Below are 19354 nucleotides of genomic sequence, written 5' to 3'. Positions count from 1 at the left end.
ACCCGCATCCCGAAGGCGGTCCCACCATGGCCCTGCCCCGTCGCACCCTCGTCGGCCTGATGCTGCTCCTGCTGGGCTGCGCGCCCGCCACCGCGGGCTCGGCGGCCGCCCCGTCCGCGCCGCCGCGGCCCGGACCCCCGGCGACCCGGGACGCGGCCGAGCCCCCTCCCCGGTGCACCCGGCGCCGCCGGCACCCCGCGAACCGGCCCCGGCGGGCCTGCCGGGCCGCCGGGCCGGCCCCCGACCGGGGCGGCTCACCGCGGCGGCCCGGCAGGCCCTGGTGGTGACCGGAAAGCCGCCGCCGGGCGAGGGATCCCGCTGACGGCCGCCCGCCCCTCGACGTCCTCGGCGGCGGGCCGGACATCCGTCCTCCGACGGCGGCGGGACCGCGGGTCGCGGGCGGCAGACCGCCCCGGGCCCGGCCGGGGTGACCGGCCGGGCCCGGGGCGGACGGTGGTCAGTAGCGCAGCACGGCGGCGATCCGGTCGCGGCCGGCGAGCTCGCCGGAGGGGACGAACTGCACCTTGGCGCCGGTGTCCAGGGCGCGCTCGACGATCTCGTCGACCATGTCGTCGCGGACGTCCGGCTCGTCGGCGGTGGTGGGCACCAGGTGGCTGTCCGTGACCCGCACCGGCTCCCAGTAGTCCTCCTCGACCGCCAGCAGCGCGGCCCGGCCCTCGTTCACGTTCTGCCAGACCTCGTCGATGCCGGCGGCCAGCGCCTTGACGCTCTGGGCCGAGTCGAGCCGCGCGTGGAGTTCGGCGACGGCCTGCTGCTCCTGCTTCGCGACGATGGGGCGGACGGCCTCCGCGACGGCGGCGGCCGAGGCGTGCCCCAGGCCGCCGCGCGGCACCTGGGCGGCGGCCCGCTTCACGGCGGTGCCGACCTCGTCCAGCAGGGCGAGCGCGGCGGCCTCGCCGAGCACGTACAGCGGGCGCGCGTCGGCCTCCAGGACCGCGGCCAGCGCGGTGTCCGCGTCCCGCAGGAAGCGCCTGGTCTCCTCGTCGCGGAAGGTGCTCGGCACGTCGCCGATCCGCTCCTTGCGCTCGACGTCCCAGTCCGGGCCGACCTGGTCCAGGGGGAAGGCGCCCGCCGTGTGCTCGGCCAGCCGCGCCGCCGTACCGCCGAACAGCGCGACCCGGTCGGCGGCGACCGTCAGCACCCAGTACGGCGCGCCGGCCGCGTAGGCGGAGACGAGGTTGCGGGTCAGGAAGGTCTCGGAGAACACCACCCGGGCGGCGACGCTCCGGGGCAGCGACCAGACCTGGTGCTCACCGGGCGCCACGAAGATCGCCAGACCGTCCTCGGCGTGCACCAGGTCGATCTCCCGCAGGGCCCGGTCCAACTGCTCCACCACGTCCAGCCGGTCCGCCCGGGACACGGCCTCGTCCGCGTGCAGCCGGTTCTTGGCCTCCGCGATCAGATTGCGCAGGCGCACCGGGTCCTGGGCGTTGTCGGGCTCGCTTCGGTGGGTGGGCAGCAGGATGGAGACGGCCGGGTAGCGCCGGGGGCGGCGCAGTTCGGCGAGGACGGCAGGCGTGAGCTCGGCTGCGTGCATCGGATGCCCTTCTTGTCGCGGTTGCCTCGACATGCTCGGCAGAATCAGATTCTCTTATGGTTTGCCAGCTTTGCCGGATTTGCCTCTCCACCCCTCCCCATCCAAACCCGCTCCTATGCCCGCCGCCACCGAAAAGGTGTCCGTATCCACGGTGGGACCGGGCGCACCGGACCCAGCGGGAGGCCCGCCCCCGCCCACGGAAGATCCGCCGCTCAGCTGAGACGCGATCAGAACCTCCTGATCGTCGGATAGTTGTGTCGCACGGCGGGCTCAGCCCCTACGCTGAGCGCTGCCGCACATCGAGGCCGAGGGGGAGTCACAGGTGGGGGACGTCATCACGGTGGATCTCGGCGGGGGCGCGCTCGTCCACGCCGAGGTGACGGCGCTGGAGCCCGCGACGGCGCCGGTACCGGCTCCCGCGGCCGGGACGGGGACGGGGGCGGGCGGTGACGCCGGGGTCCGGGACGCCGCCGGGCGGGCGCTCGCCGAGTTGCCGCTGCGGCTGGACGCGGTCGGCGGGGTGTTGCGCGACATCGGACGCTGGGCCTCCGACAGCGTCGCGGACGCGGGCCCGGCGATGCCGGACGCGCTGGAGGTCGAGTTCGGGCTCAAACTGGCCGTGAAGTCCGGGAAGCTGATCGGCGTGGTGGCCGAGGCCGGGGGCGAGGCCTCGTTCACCGTCCGGATGAGCTGGGACACGGCGCGGGTCTCGGCGGCCCGGGCGGCGCGACGCGACGTCGCCCACCCGGGTGCGGGCGACGGCGCGGACGGCGGGCAGGGCGGGGCGGGTGGTGCGGACGGCGGAGCGGACACCGGGCCGCCCCGAGCCGGAGCCCCGGCCGGACCGCGGGTGAGCGACCTCCGGTGACGGACCGCCGGCCGCCCGGGGTGGCGGCCACGCGGGCGGCCGCCGTCGAGGTTTTCGACGACTCGGGCTTCCTGGGCAGCGGATTCGTCCTCTCCCCGACCATGGTGCTGACCGCCGCCCACGTGGCGCGTCGCGGCCGCGCCGGGCTGGGCGTGCGGGGCGCGTGCGGACGGGCCGGCGCGGCCCGTCCCGGCCGGCTCTTCCCCACCGAACCGGGAGACGGCAGGTTCCACGCCTTCCCGGATCTCGCCCTGCTCGACCTCGACCGGACGGTGGCGGCGGTGCCGCTCCTCCTCGACGCCGGGCGCCCGCCGGAGGCCGGAACGGCGGTACTGGTGAGCGGGTTCTCCACCCACACTCCGGTCCCCGGGGTCCACTGCGACTCCCTGCTGCTGACGGTGGCCGGCCCGGCGGCGGGCTATCTGCGGCTGACCGGGGACGAGGTGCGGGACGGGTTCAGTGGCGGCATGGTCGTCCGGCTGGACTCCGGCGCGGTGTGCGGGGTGCTGAAGGGCAGTCGGGACTTCGACGGGGTGCGCGGTGGCTGGTTCACACCGCTGTCGGCCCTCGCGGCCGCCTTGCCGGTGATCGACCCGCTGCGGCACGCACTGACCGCCGGGGCCGAGGCGGCGCAGCAGGCCGGATCGACAGCGGGTGCCGGCCCGACAGCGAGTGCCAGTGCGGCAGAGCATGCCAATCCGGCAGAGCATGCCACCAGGGCACCACATGCCAGCTCGGCACGGCCTGCCGGACCGGCTCGACCAGCCCGGGTGGCAGGCAGTGCCGTTTCGTCAGGTCGTGCTGTTCCGTCGGGCCGAGGCGTCCCGCCAGGCCATGCAGCTTTGGCAGAGCAAGCCACTCCGGCAGAACGTGCCACTCCGGCACACCGTGCCGGCGCTATTCCCGGGGCCCGGGAGCTCGTGCCCCTCCTCCTGGCCGTGCCCGACCTGGACGACCCCGACTTCCGGCGTCAGGTGCTGCGCGCGGCCGGGGAACAGCTCGGTCCGTCGGAGCCCCTGCGGGTCGCCCACCGGTCGCAGGCCGTCGACCACCTGATGGAGCTGGTCCAGGCGTGCGCGAGCCATCGTGATCCGGCGACGGCGCTGGCCGCCGTACTGGACGCGCTGGACTTCCTGCGACCGGGCCTCGCCGCCGTCGACGAGCTCCGCACCCTCGCGGACCTCCCGCAGGCCGGCTCCGGCGGCCCGGCCGGAGACGGGTTCCCCGGTCCCCGCGCCGCCGGACCGGGAGGCTGTCCGTGGTAGACCGCCGGGGCCTGCTCGCCCGTCTGGGCGAGCGGCTGCGGCCCGCCGATCCCGGCGCCGGCGACGCGGCCGGCCATGCGAACGACGGGCCGACCGACTGCGGGCCATGGCCGGCCGAGGCGGACCGGCAGCTGTGCGAAGTCCTCGCCGAGGTCCCCGGCATCGGCGACCCGGCGTTCCGTGAGCGCACCCTCGACGAGCTCGGCCACCGGCTCTCCCCGCCCGGCGCCTTCGCCGTCCCCTTCAGCGCCCTCGTCACCGACCACCTCCAGGAGGTGGTCCGCGGCTGCCGCCGCTGGCACGACCCGGCCCAGGCCCTCGTCCACCTCGCCGACGTCCTGCGCTTCCAGCGCGGGGGCACGGCCGCCGTCGGCTGGCTCACCGCGACCGTCGAGGCGATCACGGCGCCCGGTCTGCTGGCCCCGGCCACGCAGCTCGCCGTGCTGCGCGTCCTCCGGACGCTGCGACCGACGCCGGGCCCGGCCGTCGTCCAGCGCCTGGTCGAGGCCGCCTGCACCCCCGGCGAGACCCACCCGGTGCGGAGCCGGGACGGCCTGCCCGAAGCGGTGACCCGCCTCAACCAGGCCCGTCTCGACCAGACCCGCCTCCAGCAGCCTCACCTCCCGCAGGCCCACCTCAACCAGGCCCGCCCCGACTGGCCGTCGGGACCGGCGGCCCCCGAACCACCGGGCGACCGGCAGCCGCCCCCGCTGCTGCTGCGCTTCCTGGCCGGGCTCGCCGAGGAGACCACCGGCCCCGAATCCGCCGCCCTGGCCGACCTGGTGAAGCAGCAGGCCCACGACCTCGGCATCGCGGAGGCCGACCTGGCCCGCTCCGCCCAGGCCACCGCCGCCCACGGCGACGGCCCGGCCGAGCAGCACCACCCGCTGGTCCTGCAGATCGTCCTGGACGACGTCTCCCCGATCGGCTCGGACGCCGAGCCCGTCTACTCCTTCGAGGCCCTGCTGTACGACACCGCGCAACAGCCGTGGCGGCTCGTGTCCAAACACGCCTCGGACGACCGGATCCCCCAGTCCGCCCTGCGCGGCAGCGGCAGCCGGCACCTGACGACCTGGCGGGAGCTGGCCGCGGCGGCGGCGAACGCCGAGGGCCTGCGGGTGGAGTTTCTGCTGCCGTGGTCCCTCCTCAGCCACCCCGCCGAGCTGTGGCCGATGGACGAGGACGACTACCCGGTCGGCATGCACTTCCCGGTGGTGGTCCGCTCGCTGGACCGGATCCGGTCGACGCTCTGGCACCCGGCCTGGAAGAGCAAGTGGCGCGCCCTGGAGGCGACCATGGACGGCGACCCACTGGGGACCGTCGCCGACCTGCCGGGCTGGCTCGCGTTCGCCGAGGACCTCGCGCCGCTCGACGCCGAGGCCGCCGGTCGCACCCTGCGGCTCGGCAGCCGGCCGGGGGACGTCCGGCGCTGGCTCGACGAGCGGCCGCAGACCGCGATCCTGGCGCTGTCCTTCCCGTACGCCTACCACCCGAAGCAGCGGGCCGCCTCCTACCGCGCCGTCAAGGACGCCCTCCGGGAGGGCATCCCGGTGATGGTCTGGCGGCGGGACGCCGGCAGCTCCATCGAGTTGCACGAGCTCCTGGGCGAACTGACGACCGGTCGCCTGACGGGCCTGGCGGCGCACGTCCACCGCCGTCGCCGGGCCGCCGCCGAGGACGACCCCGCCGACCTCGGTCACCACCTCACGCTGCTCTGGGACGAGCCGGGCCAGGCCGCCTGGCTGGCGCCGTCGCCGTTCAGCGCCCCCGCGCACAGCACCGCCCGTGAGCCGGACCCCGCCCCCGGCGCCCCGCCCGGTCCGCTGCCCCACCCCGGCCGCGGGCCGGCCCAGCAGGAAGGACAACCCGCGTGACGACCCCGTTCGAGGGCGACGCCCAAGCAGTCCCCGCGCCGCGCCCGGCCCCCCGCCGGCCGGACGGGCCGGCGCCGGACTGGTGGCTCTACCGCAGCGCCGGCCACCCGCACGACGGGATCCGGGCCCTCCCGGACGCCCCGCCGTGGCGCTCCTTCCGCCGCGACGGCGAGGACCGCTCCGGCCTGCCCACTCCCCCGGAGATGTCCGAGGCGGTCGCCGTCCGCAAGCTCGGCCGCGACCACCGGGCCGCCGCCTACCAGGCCGACGAGAAGGAGATTCACCTCGTCAACATGGCCCTCCACCTACGCCGTCCGCTGCTGGTCACCGGACCACCCGGGGTGGGCAAGTCCACCCTGGCGTACAGCGTCGCGCACGAGCTGCGCCTCGGTCCGGTGCTGCACTGGCCGGTCACCAGCCGCTCGACGCTCCAGGAGGGCCAGTACCACTACGACGCGATCGGCCGGCTCCAGGACACCGGCCTGCGCCCCCTCGGCCGCCCGGGCGCCGGCGGCGGCAACCGTACCGGTGCGGCGGGCGGGGAGGAGCGTTCGGCCCCGGGGATCGGCCCCTACCTGCGGCTCGGCCCGCTCGGCACCGCGCTGCTGCCCTGGGACCGGCCCCGCGTCCTGCTCGTCGACGAGATCGACAAGGCGGACCTGGACCTTCCCAACGACCTGCTGACCGTCTTCGAGGAGGGCGAGTTCGTCATCCCCGAGCTCAGCCGGCTCGACGACGAGGACGCCCGGGTGATGACCGGCGACGACGACGGCTGGGCGTCGCTGCGCCGGGGCCGGGTGCGCTGCACCGAGTTCCCACTGGTGATCCTCACCAGCAACGAGGAGCGGGACTTCCCCGCCGCCTTCCTGCGGCGGTGCCTGCGCCTGGAGATCCCCCGCCCGAGTCCGGACAAGCTCGCCCGGATGGTCGCCGCGCACCTCTCCGGCCCGGGGGCCGCCGTCCCCGCCGAGGTCCGCGAGCGACTGATCGCCCGGTTCCTGGCCAAGCAGCAGGAGGAGGGCGCCGACCTCGCCAACGACCAGTTGCTCAACGCCCTGCTGATGGCCTCCCGCGGCCTGTGGGACGACGACGGCGGCCGGGACCTGCTCGACACCCACCTGCTGCGCTCGCTCGGGGAGCGGTGACACCCGGTGTCCACGGCCCCCGTGCCCGAGGAGCTGCTGCGCCAGCTCGGCCGTCTGCTCACCGGGGACGGGACCGAGCCCGAGGGCAGCACCGACCCGCGCGACCTGGCCGACGTGCTCTGGCTCGCCCACGTCTGCGGGCTGCGCCCGGACACCGCGGCCGAACCGGCCCGGGTCCGGCTGCCACCGCTGCCCGTGGTCGACGAGGAGGAGAACGAGCAGGCCGCGGCCGCCTGGGGAGCCGCGCTGCGCGCCGCGGTCGACCGGGCCGCCCGGGACCAGGACGAGGGCGACCCCGACGGCGCCGCACGCCGCACGCCCGCCCCCGACCGCGGCGCCCGGTCACCGGCCGCCGCCGGGCCGCACCCGCCCGGGCCACCGTCGCCACCGACCGGGCCGCCCGGCGTCGTCCCGCTCCACCTGCCTCCCGTACCGGACACCGGCCGCACCGGGGACCGTCCGGCGATCGGCGTCCGCAGCCCCGCCAGGCCCGCGCTGGCCGACACCCTGGCGCTCTCCCGCGCCCTGCGCCCGCTGCGCCGCACCGTGCGCTCGCCGCACGACCGGGTGCTGGACGAGTCCGCCACCGTGGCGGTCTCCGGCCGCGCCGGCCTGGTGCTGCCGGTCTGGCAGGGCGCCCCGGAGCGGTGGCTGGACGCGGACCTGGTGGTGGACTGCGGCCCGACCATGGCCGTCTGGTCCACGCTGGCGGACGAACTGGCCGCGCTGCTGCGCCGCCACGGCGCCTTCCGGCGGGTGCGCGCCTGGTCCCTGCACGACCACACCGGCGTACCCGTCCTGACGCCGCGCCACCACCGCGTGCCCACCGCACCCGCGCGGTCCGCCGCCCGCCATTGCGCCGGCCCGGGCCTGGGCCTGACCCCCGACCCGCGCGGCCGGCGGATCGTGCTGCTGCTGACGGACGGGGTCGGCCCGCTCTGGCACGGCCGGACGCTGCCCGCCGCGATGCACGACTGGAGCCGTCACGCACCGGTCACCGTGCTCCAGGTCCTGCCGCGCCGGCACTGGCACCGCACCGCCCTGCACCCCGTTCCGGCCCGGGCCCGGGTCCGGCCGGGTGAGCGGCCGGCCGTGCTGTTCACCGCCGACGACCCGTGGAGCGAGCCCACCGGACCGACCGGACCCGACGGCCGGTCCGGGCCCGGCACCGCCTGGGCCACGGTCCTGGAGCTGCGCGCCGACTGGCTGGCGCCCTGGTCCCGGATGATCTCCGGCCGGGCCCCCGACTGGACGCCGGTCCTGGCCGTCCCCCTGGACGGCCGTCCGGCCCGCCCGGGGGGCCTGCGGCCCTTCGGACCGCCCCCTCCCCCCACCCACCGGCCGCCCGGTGACGAGACCCCGGCCGACCTGCTCGCCCGGTTCCGCCGGGAGGCCTCCCCCACCGCGTACGAGCTGGCCGGGTTCCTGGCCGCCGCGCCGCTCAGCCTGCCGGTGATGCGCCACGTCCAGCAGGCCATGCTCGCCGGTTCCTCGGCGGCGCACCTGGCCGAGGTCCACCTCTCCGGCCTGCTGGAGCGGCGCTCGCCCCACGTCCCGGGGGAGGACCCGGAGGCGGTGCTCTACGACTTCCGCCCCGGGGTCCGCAGCGGTCTGCTGTCCACGCTGACCAGGGGCGAGTCCGCCGAGGTGCTCCGGGTGCTGGCCGGGGTGTCCCATTCGGTCGCCAGCACCTTCGGCACGCTCGACTTCCGCGCGCTGGCGGCGCTCGCCGCCGCGGCCCCGGCCGGGGCCGCGGCGCTGCCCGCGCAGAGCGTCCCGTTCGCCGAGGTGGCGGTCGAGGTCCTGCGCGGCCTGGGCGGCGCGGACGGCGCGCTGGCCGACCGGCTCGCCGTCCGCCTGCCGTCGAATGCCCGGACGGCCGCCGCGACCGGGGCGGCGCCCCCGGCCCGGCAGCCGACCGAACGTCCGCCCGCCGTCCTCCTGTCCGACGACGGCACGCTCCGGACCGGGCCGGAGACGACGGCGCGCCGCCGCTGGTGGCGACGCGGCACGGCGGCGCCGGACCTCGCCACGGCGGCCGGGGACCGGTTGCCCGCAAGGGCCGCCGGACCGACCTGGAGCAACCTGCCGCAGAGCCGCCCCGACATGACCGGCCGGGAGCGCGAACTCGTCGAGGTCGAACGGATCCTGCACCCCGGGAGCAGTGCCGCCGGGGCCCGGTCCGCCGGTCACCCCACCGCCGAGCGCTCGCTCTGCGTCGTCCAGGGCCCGCCCGGGACCCGCAAGACCTCGCTCGCCCTCGCCTACGCCCATCTGCACCGGGAGTCCTACTCGCTGGTCTGGTGGGTGGACGGCAGCACCCACGAGCGGCTCGCGCAGTCCTTCGCCGAACTCGCGGCCCTGCACGGCCTCGCGGCCACCGCCGGCGACGGCCCGGCGGACGGCTCGGAGCCGAACCGGCGGCTCGTCGAGCACCCCGGCTGGCTGATCGTCATCGACGACCTCGGCGGGGAGATGCCCGAGCAGGAGCGCTGGATGGCCGGCTACTCGCCCCGCACCCTGGTCGGCGGCCACTGGCCGCCCGACGGCTACGGCAGCGTGCTGATCACCACCGGTGTCGAGAGCTCCGACCGCCGGGCCCTCGAAGGCCATCTCCTGCCCCTCGGGGGCGGCGTCCGGCGCCGCTCCGGACCGGCCGGCCCCGCCGCCGATCCCGAGGACGACCTGGCGGCGCTGCCCGGCCTGCTCGCCCAGGCCTCCGAGACCACGGTCGTCCGGGCCGCCAACCCGGGCGCGCCCGGCGCCCGTCCCGAACCGACCGTGCCGTACCACGTGCTGCTCGACCGGCTCTCCGAGGTCGACGGGCGGGCCATGGCCGTCCTCTCGATCTGCGCCTTCCTCGCTCCCCGCGGCCTCAGCCTCGAACTGATCACCCAGGGGCTGCGGGCCGCCGCCGACGACCCCGGCACCGGCGCCGCCCCCCTCCAGGGACGCCTGCCGACCGAGGTGCTGACCCAGCTCTCCGCCGACCGGCTGCTGCGCATCGCGCCCGACAGCCGCACCGGTTCGATCGCCATCCACGGCCACGAGCAGCTGCAGCGGACCGTCCGCGCCCGGATGTCGCCCGTGCGGCGACGCGGTTGGGCACGCGCGGCCCTGCGGGCCGTGCTGGCCTGCTTCCCGCCCGACCCGACGTCACCGCAGCACTGGGCGACCTGCACCGCGCTGCTGCCGCACGCCCACACCGTCGTCCAGCGTGCCGACGACTACGCCGCCGACACCGCCGACCGCTCGAAGCTGCTGCACCGACTGGCCCGGTTCCGCGTGCGGCAGGGCGACCTCGTCGCCGCCGAGGCCTATCTCGGCTACCAGGAGTCCCTGCGCCGGCGGCACGGACCGCTCGGGGAGGAGGAAGTGGACGCGATGCTGCTGCTCGCCGAGGTGCTCCGGGCCGGTGCCCAGTACGACCAGGCCAAGCTCCGGACCGGCCGGGCACTGGCCGACCTCGCCGGGCAGCCCGCCGGGGCCGCCACCGCCCGGCTGACCGTCCGCGCCCACCGGCTGGCCGCCGGGATCTGCCGGGACCTCGGTGACCCGGCCGGGTCCCTGCGGGAACTCCGGTCCGCCGCCCGGGCCCTCGGCCCGCGCGGCGGCGCGGACCGCTCCCCCAAGGAGGTCGCGGCGCCCGTGTCCGCTGCCGACCGCGAGCTGGCCCTGACCGGCGTGGCGATCGACCGCGAGCTGGCCCTGACCGAGCTGGAGGCCGGCCGGCTCGACCGGGCCGCGGACCACCTGGAACAGGCCTGGACCGAGCTGCTGCGCCTCGGCTCCTACCTGCCCCGGGTGGCCGCCGTCCTGGAGGTCACGATCCGCCAGGACCGCGCGCGGCTGTCCCTGCTCCAGGGCCACCCGAGCCTGGCCGCCTGCGAGTTGCTCGCCCAGAGCCTGCGCAAGGCCGGCGCCGACCGGGACGTGGAGTCGCTCGACCTCGTCATGGGGGCCAGCGAGACCCTGGTCGACACCATGCGCGAGTACTTCGAGCAGTTGGAGATCCCCGGGGCGGGCCTGCCGGGCAGCTACCAGGGCCTGCGCACCCGTCAACTCGACTCGGTGTCCGCCATCGGCGAGGCGGTGCTGACCTACCGCCGCGGCCGGGCGGAGCAGCAGCCGCACCGGCTGGCCACCGCGCTGGACGTGTCCGGCATGCTGCTCGCGGCGCGCGGCCGGCACGGCGGCGCGCGGCGGGCCCTGGCCGAGGCGGCGGAGCTGCACCGACGGGTGCACGGCCACGACCACCCCGCGTGGGCGGAGAACCGGTGGCGGCTGGGCCGGGTGGTGGCGGCCGCCGGACAGGACGCGCGGGCCCGCGGGCTGTTCGTCGAGGCACGGGCGGTGCTGGCCGCCCGGCTCGGCCCGGAGCACCCCCGGCTGGTACCGATCGACGCCGCGCTCGCCCGGCTCGGCCCCCGCCCGCGTGACGAGGACGGGTGAAGCCGGCGGCCCGGCCGTAACCCGGGTGGCGCAGTGTCGTTGGGCGGGGCATGAAGAAGCGCAGCTTGCTCGCCGTCGCCTCGCTCGCCGTGGGTGTCGTGGCCTCCCTCACCGCTCCCAGCGCGCACGCGGGCGCGATCGGCGGCCAGGGGGACCTGTCCGGCCCGCTCCAGCAGGGCGGCACGCTGAACGCCGCGCCCGCCGCCCTGCCGGGGCAGGTCGGCGACGCCGGCGGGGTGCTCGGCGAGGCCACCGGTCACGTGACCGGTCAGGCGGACGGCCTGATCGGCCTGCCGTCCTGACGCCGGTAGCGGCCGGCCCGGCGGTACCGGCGCTCGGTGGTCAGCCGAGCGGGGCGCCGAGGTCCTGGGTCCAGTAGGAGCCGCCGGGCCCGGTGGTCACGCCGATGCCCACGTCCTTGAAGCCGCAGTCCAGCATGTTCGACTGGTGGATCCCGCCGTCCATCCAACGGGAGACCACGGTGGCTGGGGCGGTCGGGCCCCGGTCGAGGTTCTCGCCCCACTGGGACCAGCGGTAGCCGGCCGCCGACAGCCGGGCGTCCGCGCGGGCGCCGTCGGGGTTGACGTGGTCGAAGTAGCTCCGGGCCACCATGTCGTCCGAGTGCTTCTGCGCCGCCGCGTGCAGCTTGGGGTCGATCCGCAGCGGGGCGCAGCCGACCTTGGCACGCTCGGCGTTGACGAGGTCGACCAGCTGGCGCTCCGGGCTGGGCGGCGTGGCCGGGCGCGCGGTCACCGGGGACGGCGGCGCGGTGACGGCCACCGGCGGCTCGGTGGGTGTCGAGGTCGGCGTCGGCGGGGCCGCCGGGGTCTCGGTGACGGGCGGTTCCGGTACGGACTGCACGGGTATCGCGGGCACCGGCAGGCTGTCGGGCAGGGTGTCGGGCGCGGCGCTCGGGGTGGTCGGTTCGGGCGCGGCGTGCTCGGGTCGCGGATGCGGCCAGACCAGGGCGAGGGTCGCCACGGCCAGCACCGCCGCCGTACCGCCCGCGACGGCCGTCCGACGCCGGATCGGGCCGAACCGGCCCTGCGCTCCCCCCGGTCCGGACGCTCCCCCGGAGCCCGTGGCACCGCCCCCCGGCCCGCCGGCGGAGCCCGGCGGCGGGGTGGAGCCGGCCGCGGCGGCCGCGGCCTGGAGCTGCAGCCCGGTGGGCGAGTCCAGCGGGATCGGCACCAGCGCCAGGCCGGCCAGCAGGCCCTCGGCGGGGAAGAGGTCCCGGCCGAGCCCGTCGCAGCCGGCGCAGCCGCGGATGTGCCGGGCGATGCGCTTGCGCCACACCGAGTCCGGGGTGCCGTCCCAGCCCGCCGTCAGCTCGACCAGCTCCGCGCAGCGCGGGTAGGCGGTGAGCGCGCGGACCACCACCCGGCCCGCCTCCAGCTGCTTCTTCATCCGCTGGACCCGGACCGCGGTGTGCTGCGGCGTCAGGTCGAGCGCCTCGGCGAGTTCGGCCCGGCTGAGTTCACCGCAGGCCTCCAGCCACCAGAGCGCGAGCAGCTCCCGGTCGTCCGGGTCCAGCCAGCGGGTGGCCTCGGCGACCTCGCGGCGCTGGCCGGACAGCCCAAGCCGCAGGATGGTGAGGTCGGTGAAGTCGGCCCGCGGGTCGGCGAGCTCCCAGGCCTCGTCGAGGCCGCCGACGGTGCTCTGCTGCTGGCCGGTGAAGCGCCGGCGGACCTGGTTCATGGTGATCGCGACCAGCCAGGAGCGGAAGGATTCGGGGTCGCGCAGCCCGTCCAGGCCGTCCAGCGCCCGGATCATGGTCTCCTGGGCCACGTCGTCGACGTCGGCGTGGCCGTTCAACGCACGGCCGGCGACGTTGTAGACCAGCGGCAACCAGGCGGCGACCAGCGCCTCCTGGGCCTGCCGGTCGCCGGACTGGGCCGCCAGCACCAGGGTCGTCCCGGTCCTGCTCTGCACGTCAACGTTCATGGGTACGCACTCCGTCTTGCCGTCATCCGTCCGCCGTTGCCTCCTGGGAGACCTCGGGGAAGTGCTCAGATAACAACAATTCGCGCGGATTCGGAAACGGGGGTTCGAGCGGGGGCCGGAGATCAGGACGGGGAGGCGAAGACCTGGGTCCACCAGGGGCCGCCGGAGCCGGTCTTCACACCGACGCCGATCTGCTTGAAGGAGCAGTTCAGGATGTTGGCGCGGTGGCCGGGGCTGTTCATCCAGGCGTCCATCACGGCCGCCGGGTCCTTCTGACCGCGGGCGATGTTCTCGCCCCAGCTGCTCCAGCGGTAGCCGGTCGCCTCGATCCGGTAGTCCGCGTGCCGACCCTCGGGGCTGGCGTGGTCGAAGTAGTTGCGGGCCGCCATGTCCTCGCTGTGGCCCTGGGCGGCGGTGGCCAGCCGGGAGTCGGCGGTGAGCGGTCCGCACCCGTTCTGGGCGCGCTGGGCGTTGACCAGGTCCACGACCTGCTGGGCGTACTGGGCCGCGGTGCCACCCGCGGGGGCGCCGCTCGCGGGGGCCGCGGTGGTCCGGGGCGGCGTCGCGGCCGCGCTCGTCGAGGCCTTCGGGGCGGTGCCGGCGCTCGCGGTGGAGGTCGGCTTGGCGGTCGCCGAGGCCGTGGCCGGGGCGGACGCGGTCGGCGCGGCGGCACCGGCCGAGGGGCTCTGGCCCGCGGCGGCCGAGTCGGACGGCGCCGGGGTCGCGGTGGCGGCGTGGGCCGGGTCGGCGGCGGAAGGGCTGTCGGTGGGCGAGGGCTTCAGCGCCGGGTCGATGACACCGGACCCGGGGATCTGGATCCCGTTGTGGTCCCCGGCCTCCGCCGCGATCTGCGGGTCAAGGGCCACCGTCCACTGCCCGTCCCGGTCGGCGGACCCGTGGTAGTAGCCGTAGCCGGCGCCGGCCAGCGCGGCGATCACCCCGGTGCCGGCCACCGCGGCGACCACCGCCACCACCGGGCCGACGCTGCGACGGCGGCGGCCCCGGCGGCCGCGCCCCCGGTGGCGGTCGGCCGCGCGCCGTGCCGCGCGGCCGCCGTCGGAGGCGTCCGGGCCCCCGACGGCGGGGAGGATCGTCGTCCTGTCTTCGCTGTTCACCTGGGCACACTTCCTGTTCGGGCCGGCCGGTACGGGTGCCGACACCTGGGAGACCCCCCGGCGGCGCGCCGATAACAGAAAGTACGAACGAATTTCCGATGCTCCGGCCGTCGGCCGGTCGGACCGGGGGGACCGAGGCTTCCGGAGCCTGTCAGCCGGCGGCGGCCGGCGCCATGGCGTGGGTCACGACCATGGTCCGGGTGGGCACCTGGCCGTCCGTGCCGCGGGCCCGGCGGCCGTCGTCGGCGGTGCTCCAGCGGACGGCGTACCGGCCGCGCCCGGCGGCGATCGCCCTGAGCCGGGCGAGCGGCGCCTCCACCGCAGCGCCGGCCCGGACGTCCGCGGCATGCCGGGCCGTCGGATCCCTTCCACTGGACGGTACGGCCAAGAGCCCCGGCCGGCGCACTACGCGGTGGCACAATCCCTCCGGCCGCGCCCGGGGCGTGTCCTGCGATCCGGAACGGGCCGCGTCGCGGATGCTGGAGCCTCCCGCCCGATCCGTTCGCCGGTCCGATCCGCGCCTCCCGCGTTCCCGTCGGCCCCGATACCGCGTCCGGCCCGCTCTCGGGTCCGGCCCGCTCTCGGGTCCGGCCGGCACTCGGGTCCGGCCGGCGCCGAGCCCCCATCGAGGAGCCCCCATGCTGCTCCGGCACCTGGCCCTGACCTCCCGCGCCGTGGCGGGCGAGCCCGGCCGCCGGGCCAAGACCACGCTGCTGGCGGACTGCCTGCGCGAGCTCGGCCCGGCCGAGGCCCCGGCGGCGGTGGCCCTGCTCTCCGGAGAGGCCCACCGGTTGCGCACCGGCATCGGACCGGCGGCCCTGCGCGACCTGCCGCCCGCCGTCGCCGAGCCGTCCTGGGGCGTCCGGGAGACCGAGCAGGCCCTGGAGGCCATCGCCGCGGTGCACGGCCCGGGCGCCAGGGCCGAGCGGCAGCGGCTGCTGGCCGAGCTGTTCGGGCGGGCCACCGAGGTCGAGCAGGCGTTCCTGCGGGCGGTGCTGGTGGGCGAGCTGCGCCAGGGCGCGCTGGACGCGGTGGTGGCCGACGCCGTCGCCCAGGCCGCCGGCGTCCCGGCGGCGGCGGTGCGGCGGGCGCTGATGTTCCGGGGTTCGGCCCGCGCGGTGGCCGAGGCCGCGCTGACCGGCGGCGCGCCCGCCCTGGAGGCGTTCCGGCTGGAGGTCGGCCGCCCGGTCCGGCCGATGCTGGCCGCCTCGGCACCGGACGTCGCCGCCGCGCTCGACCGGATCGGCCCGGCCACGCTGGAGTGGAAGCTGGACGGCATCCGGATCCAGGTGCACCGGGACGGCCGGGACGTCGCGGTGTTCACCCGGAGCCTGGACGACATCACCGCCCGGGTGCCCGAGGTGGTCGAGGCGGCCCTCGCCCTGCCGGTGCGCTCGGCGGTGCTGGACGGCGAGGCGATCGCGCTCGGCCCCGACGGCCGCCCCCGGCCGTTCCAGGAGACCGCCGCGCGGACCGCCTCCCGGCAGGACCCGGACCGGCTGCGCGCCGAAGTGCCGCTCAACGCCTACTTCTTCGACCTGCTGCACCGCGACGGCGTGGACTTCGTGGACCGGCCGGGGCTGGACCGCTGGGCGGCCCTCGACGAGTCGGTGCCGGCCGCCCTGCGGGTGGCGCGCACCGGGACGGCGGACCGCGAGGCCGCCCTGGCCTTCTTCCGGGACACCCTGGCGCTGGGCCACGAGGGCGTGCTGGCCAAGGACCCCGCGGCCGGCTACGCGGCCGGCCGGCGCGGAGCCGGGTGGATCAAGGTCAAGCCCCGGCACACCCTGGACCTCGTGGTGCTCGCCGCCGAGTGGGGCAGCGGCCGGCGGCGCGGCTTCCTCAGCAACCTGCACCTCGGCGCCCGGGCCGCCGGCGAGCCCGGCCTCGGGCCCTGGGTGATGCTCGGCAAGACCTTCAAGGGCCTGACCGACGAGACGCTCGCCCGCCAGACCACCGAACTCCTCGCCCGGGAGGTCGAACGGGACTCGTACACCGTGCGGGTACGGCCGGAACTCGTCGTGGAGATCGCCTTCGACGGCGTCCAGCGCAGCCCCCGCTATCCCGCCGGGCTGGCCCTGCGGTTCGCCCGGGTGCTGCGCTACCGGCCCGACAAGAGCGCGGACGAGGCGGACACCGTGGCCACCGTCCGGGAGATCGCCGCGGCGGAGGGGCTCAGCGAGGCCGGACGCGCCTCGGAAGGGTGATGACGGTCGGTCAAACCGCCTTTGCCAGAGCTTTGTTCGGGTCGAGCGTGGAATCGGCCATTCTGCACGAGTATGGCGACGCACCCTTCGTGTGCGACAGAGCGACGGCTACGTTGGCGTGGACGGCGGGGGGCGGCCGGCCCGGGCGATCCGGTGCCACACCACTGAGAGGTGTCCGTACATGCAGGTGAGCATCGACCAGGACCGCTGCTGCAGCTCCGGCCAGTGCGTCGTCACGGCGCCGGAGGTCTTCGAACAGGACGACCACGACGGCCTGGTGAGGCTCCGTCTGACCGTTCTGCCACCGGCGCGGTTCGCCGACGTGCGGCTGGCCTCCGAGCTCTGCCCGGGCGGCGCGATCACCGTCGCCGAGGAGGCTCCGGAGAGAGACCGGGAGCAGACGGGCCCCGCGGCCGGTTAGGGGCCGCCGCCGGGCCGGTGCTCCCGCCCGCCCCGGGGACGCCCGCCGTCCTCCTTGAGCGTCCGCCCTCCTTGAGCGTCCGCCCTCCTTGAGCGTCCGTCGTCCTCCTTGACCACCCGCCGGGCCCGACCGGTCCGGCGCCCCCACCGGCCGCCGCCCACGGCGGCCTTCCCCACGTCACCCGGCATCCGGTTCCCGGCCGCCGGACGGGCCCGCGTGTCCACCCCCGGGGCCCGCCGCCCGTCCGCTGCCGCCCGCCCCTGCCGCCCATCGCTCCGCCACGCGAGGAGACCCCACCTTGACGAGCACGCCCACCGCCCCCGCCCCCGCCCCGCTGCTGCCCGCCCCGCACGACGGCGTCTGCCCGTTCAGCCCGCCCCCCGTCTACACCGAGGCCGCCCGCGCGGGCACCGTCACCCGCGCCGCGCTGCTGGACGGCTCCTCCTGCTGGCTGGTGACCGGATACCACGAGGTCCGCTCGCTGCTCTCCGACCGCCGTTTCAGCGCGGACGTCCGCCGTCCGGAGTTCCCGTCCTTCACCCCCGGCCGGCGGGCGATCCTCGCCGCCAACCCCAACTTCCTGCGCCTCGACGACCCCGAGCACTCCCGGCTGCGCCGCATGGTCACCGGGGACTTCCTGGTCAAGCGGGTCGAGGCGATGCGCCCCGAGGTCCAGCAGATCGTCGACGAGGCCCTCGACAGCATGACCGCGTCCGGTGCCCCCGCCGACCTGGTCGGCGACTTCGCGCTGCCGGTGCCCTCCCTGGTGATCTGCCTGCTGCTGGGCGTCCCGTACGAGGACCGGCAGATGTTCCAGGAGCTCAGCCGCGTCCTGGTCAGCACCACGGTGGAGGAGGCCGAGGTGCGCCGGGCCCAGACCGAGCTGCTCGACTACCTCGGCGGCCTCGCCGCGCAGAAGCGGCGCCGCCCCGGCGACGACATCCTCAGCCGGCTCGCCGCCCGCGACGACCTCAGCCTCCGCGAGATCGCCGCCACCGGCATGCTGCTGCTGGTCGCCGGCCACGAGACCACCGCCAACATGATCGGGCTCTCCACCCTCCTGCTGCTGCGCCACCCCGGGCAGGCCGCGCGGCTGACCGACCCGGCAGCCGTCCCCGGCGCGGTCGAGGAGCTGCTGCGCCACCTCACCATCATCCACATGGGGCTGCCCCGACTGGCGCTGGAGGACGTCGAGCTGGGCGGCGTCCGGATCCGGGCCGGCGACGGGGTGGTCGCGATGCTCTCCACCGCCAACCGGGACGAGGAGCTCTTCGGCTCCCCCGGCCACCTCCCCGCCGACGAGCTGGACGTGGCCCGGGACGCCCGGCGCCACCTCGCGTTCGGCTTCGGCGTGCACCAGTGCCTGGGCCAGCCGCTGGCCCGGGCGGAGCTCCAGATCGCCCTCGCCACGCTCTTCCACCGGCTGCCCGGGCTGCGGCTCGCCGTGCCGGAGAGCGAGCTCACCTTCCGTTCGGACGCGTTCATCTACGGCCTGAAGGCGCTGCCGATCGCCTGGTGAGCCCCGCCACCGGAGCGGATCCACGCCCCGGAACGGGCATGACGCCGGCGCGGCCGGGCAGAAGGGGTGACGCGGGCACCCGTCCGGTCCGGCCGATCCGCTCGGCCGCGACCGCGGAGCCCGGTCGGCCCCGGCGCACGGGCTACCGGGCTCGGTTGGCCGCGGCGCGGGCACCGAGGCAGGCTGGAGGGGCGAAGCAGGAGCCCGGCCCGGCGGCCGGCCCGCACCACGGCAGGCTGTGGTGCTCTCGGGCGACCCCGGCCGGCCGAGGAGACGGAGCCCGCGATGACCGATATGAGCGCACGGTCCGAGGTGAGCGTCGATCGGGAGGAGGACATCCGCGCGGCCGACCCCGAGGAGGGCATCACCTCGATGCAGAACCAGCACGCGCAGGACACCTCGCAGGCGGAGGGCGCACCTCCGGAGGAGCCCGAGGCGTACAGCTGACCTTCCAGGACGAAGGATCTCCACGAGGCCGCCCGCCGGACGGGCGGCCTCCGCGACCGCGGGTGTCGCTGCCCGCTCGGCGGCGGCCCGGCGGGGAAGGATGGGCGCATGAGCGAGCAGCAGCAGAGCGCATCGGCGGCGCAGGGCGGACGGCCGACCGGGAGGCCCGGGGACCCGCGGGCGTCCTGGGCCACCTGGACCACTCAATCGATCATCAGCGGACCGGGCGGAGTCACCACCGCCGAGGTCGGCCCGATCTCCGGCGACCTCACCGTGCACACCACGTGGGTGGACGGCGAGGCCCGGCTGACCGTGCAGTACACCGGGGCGCTGGACTGGTACACCGTGGCCGGCAGCCCCGTGCCGGCGACGGACGAGATCACGGCGCGGGCGATCCACCAGGCCATGGTCAACACCGTGAAGACCGGGCGCGGGGCCTCCGCCCCGCAGGCGCCCGGCGTCTGAGGCGCACACGGGGGCTGCGCCGGGCCGGCCGGTACAACGAGGCGCTGGAGATCGACGAGGACATCTACCAGCGC

The 19354-nt window shown here is 76.8% G+C and carries 15 protein-coding genes; 11 read left to right on the top strand and 4 right to left on the bottom strand.

Annotated elements, in window-relative coordinates; genetic code table 11:
• Positions 1-457 precede the first annotated feature (457 nt).
• Positions 458-1558 carry a chemotaxis protein gene (locus ABZ497_RS11890; protein ID WP_359804466.1) on the bottom strand — a complete coding sequence of 367 codons (1101 nt, stop codon included), beginning with the start codon at positions 1556-1558 and terminating at the stop codon, positions 458-460.
• Between the two features lie 322 nt (positions 1559-1880).
• On the opposite strand from ABZ497_RS11890, the gene ABZ497_RS11885 reads away from it, so the two are divergent.
• From ABZ497_RS11885 to ABZ497_RS11860, 6 genes are all read left to right on the top strand, one after another.
• Entirely contained in the window at positions 1881-2426 is a 546-nt protein-coding gene (locus ABZ497_RS11885; RefSeq protein WP_359804465.1) for a CU044_2847 family protein, read from the top strand.
• 920 nt (positions 2427-3346) lie between these two features.
• Positions 3347-3691, top strand: coding sequence for a hypothetical protein (locus ABZ497_RS11880; protein WP_359804464.1), 345 nt, complete (start codon positions 3347-3349; stop codon positions 3689-3691).
• The gene (locus ABZ497_RS11875) at positions 3685-5565 is read left to right on the top strand and encodes a hypothetical protein (protein WP_359804463.1); all 1881 of its coding nucleotides are present in this window, start codon (positions 3685-3687) and stop codon (positions 5563-5565) included. The genes ABZ497_RS11880 and ABZ497_RS11875 overlap by 7 nt, the downstream gene beginning before the upstream one ends.
• Entirely contained in the window at positions 5562-6710 is a 1149-nt protein-coding gene (locus tag ABZ497_RS11870) for a MoxR family ATPase (RefSeq protein WP_359804462.1), read from the top strand. The genes ABZ497_RS11875 and ABZ497_RS11870 overlap by 4 nt, the downstream gene beginning before the upstream one ends.
• A gap of 6 nt (positions 6711-6716) precedes the next feature.
• Positions 6717-11162 (top strand): tetratricopeptide repeat protein, encoded by a 4446-nt coding sequence (locus ABZ497_RS11865; protein ID WP_359804461.1) that lies wholly within the window; start codon positions 6717-6719, stop codon positions 11160-11162.
• A gap of 50 nt (positions 11163-11212) precedes the next feature.
• Entirely contained in the window at positions 11213-11464 is a 252-nt protein-coding gene (locus tag ABZ497_RS11860; RefSeq protein ID WP_359804460.1) for a hypothetical protein, read from the top strand.
• 40 nt (positions 11465-11504) lie between these two features.
• Here the strand turns inward: ABZ497_RS11860 and ABZ497_RS11855 are convergent, their stop codons facing one another.
• The 3 genes from ABZ497_RS11855 to ABZ497_RS11845 all read right to left on the bottom strand — a co-directional run bounded on the left by ABZ497_RS11855 (position 11505) and on the right by ABZ497_RS11845 (position 14540).
• Positions 11505-13106, bottom strand: coding sequence for a sigma-70 family RNA polymerase sigma factor (locus ABZ497_RS11855; protein WP_359804459.1), 1602 nt, complete (start codon positions 13104-13106; stop codon positions 11505-11507).
• Positions 13107-13228: 122 nt separating this feature from the next.
• On the bottom strand, positions 13229-14221 hold the full coding sequence (locus ABZ497_RS11850; RefSeq protein WP_359804458.1) for a CAP domain-containing protein: 993 nt from the start codon (positions 14219-14221) through the stop codon (positions 13229-13231).
• 151 nt (positions 14222-14372) lie between these two features.
• On the bottom strand, positions 14373-14540 hold the full coding sequence (locus ABZ497_RS11845) for a hypothetical protein (RefSeq protein WP_359804457.1): 168 nt from the start codon (positions 14538-14540) through the stop codon (positions 14373-14375).
• Positions 14541-14859: 319 nt separating this feature from the next.
• Here ABZ497_RS11845 and ABZ497_RS11840 point away from each other — a divergent pair, with 319 nt between their 5' ends.
• The 5 genes from ABZ497_RS11840 to ABZ497_RS11820 all read left to right on the top strand — a co-directional run bounded on the left by ABZ497_RS11840 (position 14860) and on the right by ABZ497_RS11820 (position 19280).
• Entirely contained in the window at positions 14860-16428 is a 1569-nt protein-coding gene (locus ABZ497_RS11840; RefSeq protein WP_359804456.1) for an ATP-dependent DNA ligase, read from the top strand.
• Between the two features lie 181 nt (positions 16429-16609).
• On the top strand, positions 16610-16849 hold the full coding sequence (locus ABZ497_RS11835) for a ferredoxin (RefSeq protein WP_352291960.1): 240 nt from the start codon (positions 16610-16612) through the stop codon (positions 16847-16849).
• 298 nt (positions 16850-17147) lie between these two features.
• Complete coding sequence (locus tag ABZ497_RS11830; protein WP_359804455.1) at positions 17148-18368, top strand: cytochrome P450; 1221 nt, start codon at positions 17148-17150, stop codon at positions 18366-18368.
• Between the two features lie 285 nt (positions 18369-18653).
• A complete protein-coding gene (locus ABZ497_RS11825; RefSeq protein WP_329485968.1) occupies positions 18654-18815 on the top strand; it encodes a hypothetical protein in 162 nt (53 codons plus the stop codon).
• Positions 18816-18923: 108 nt separating this feature from the next.
• Positions 18924-19280, top strand: coding sequence for a hypothetical protein (locus tag ABZ497_RS11820; RefSeq protein ID WP_352291954.1), 357 nt, complete (start codon positions 18924-18926; stop codon positions 19278-19280).
• Positions 19281-19354 lie beyond the last annotated feature (74 nt).

The organism is Kitasatospora sp. NPDC005751, assembly GCF_040630835.1.
Taxonomy (GTDB): Bacteria; Actinomycetota; Actinomycetes; order Streptomycetales; family Streptomycetaceae; genus Kitasatospora.
Note: the sequence above shows the minus strand (reverse complement) of the source record. Positions and strands in the feature narration are given on the sequence as shown.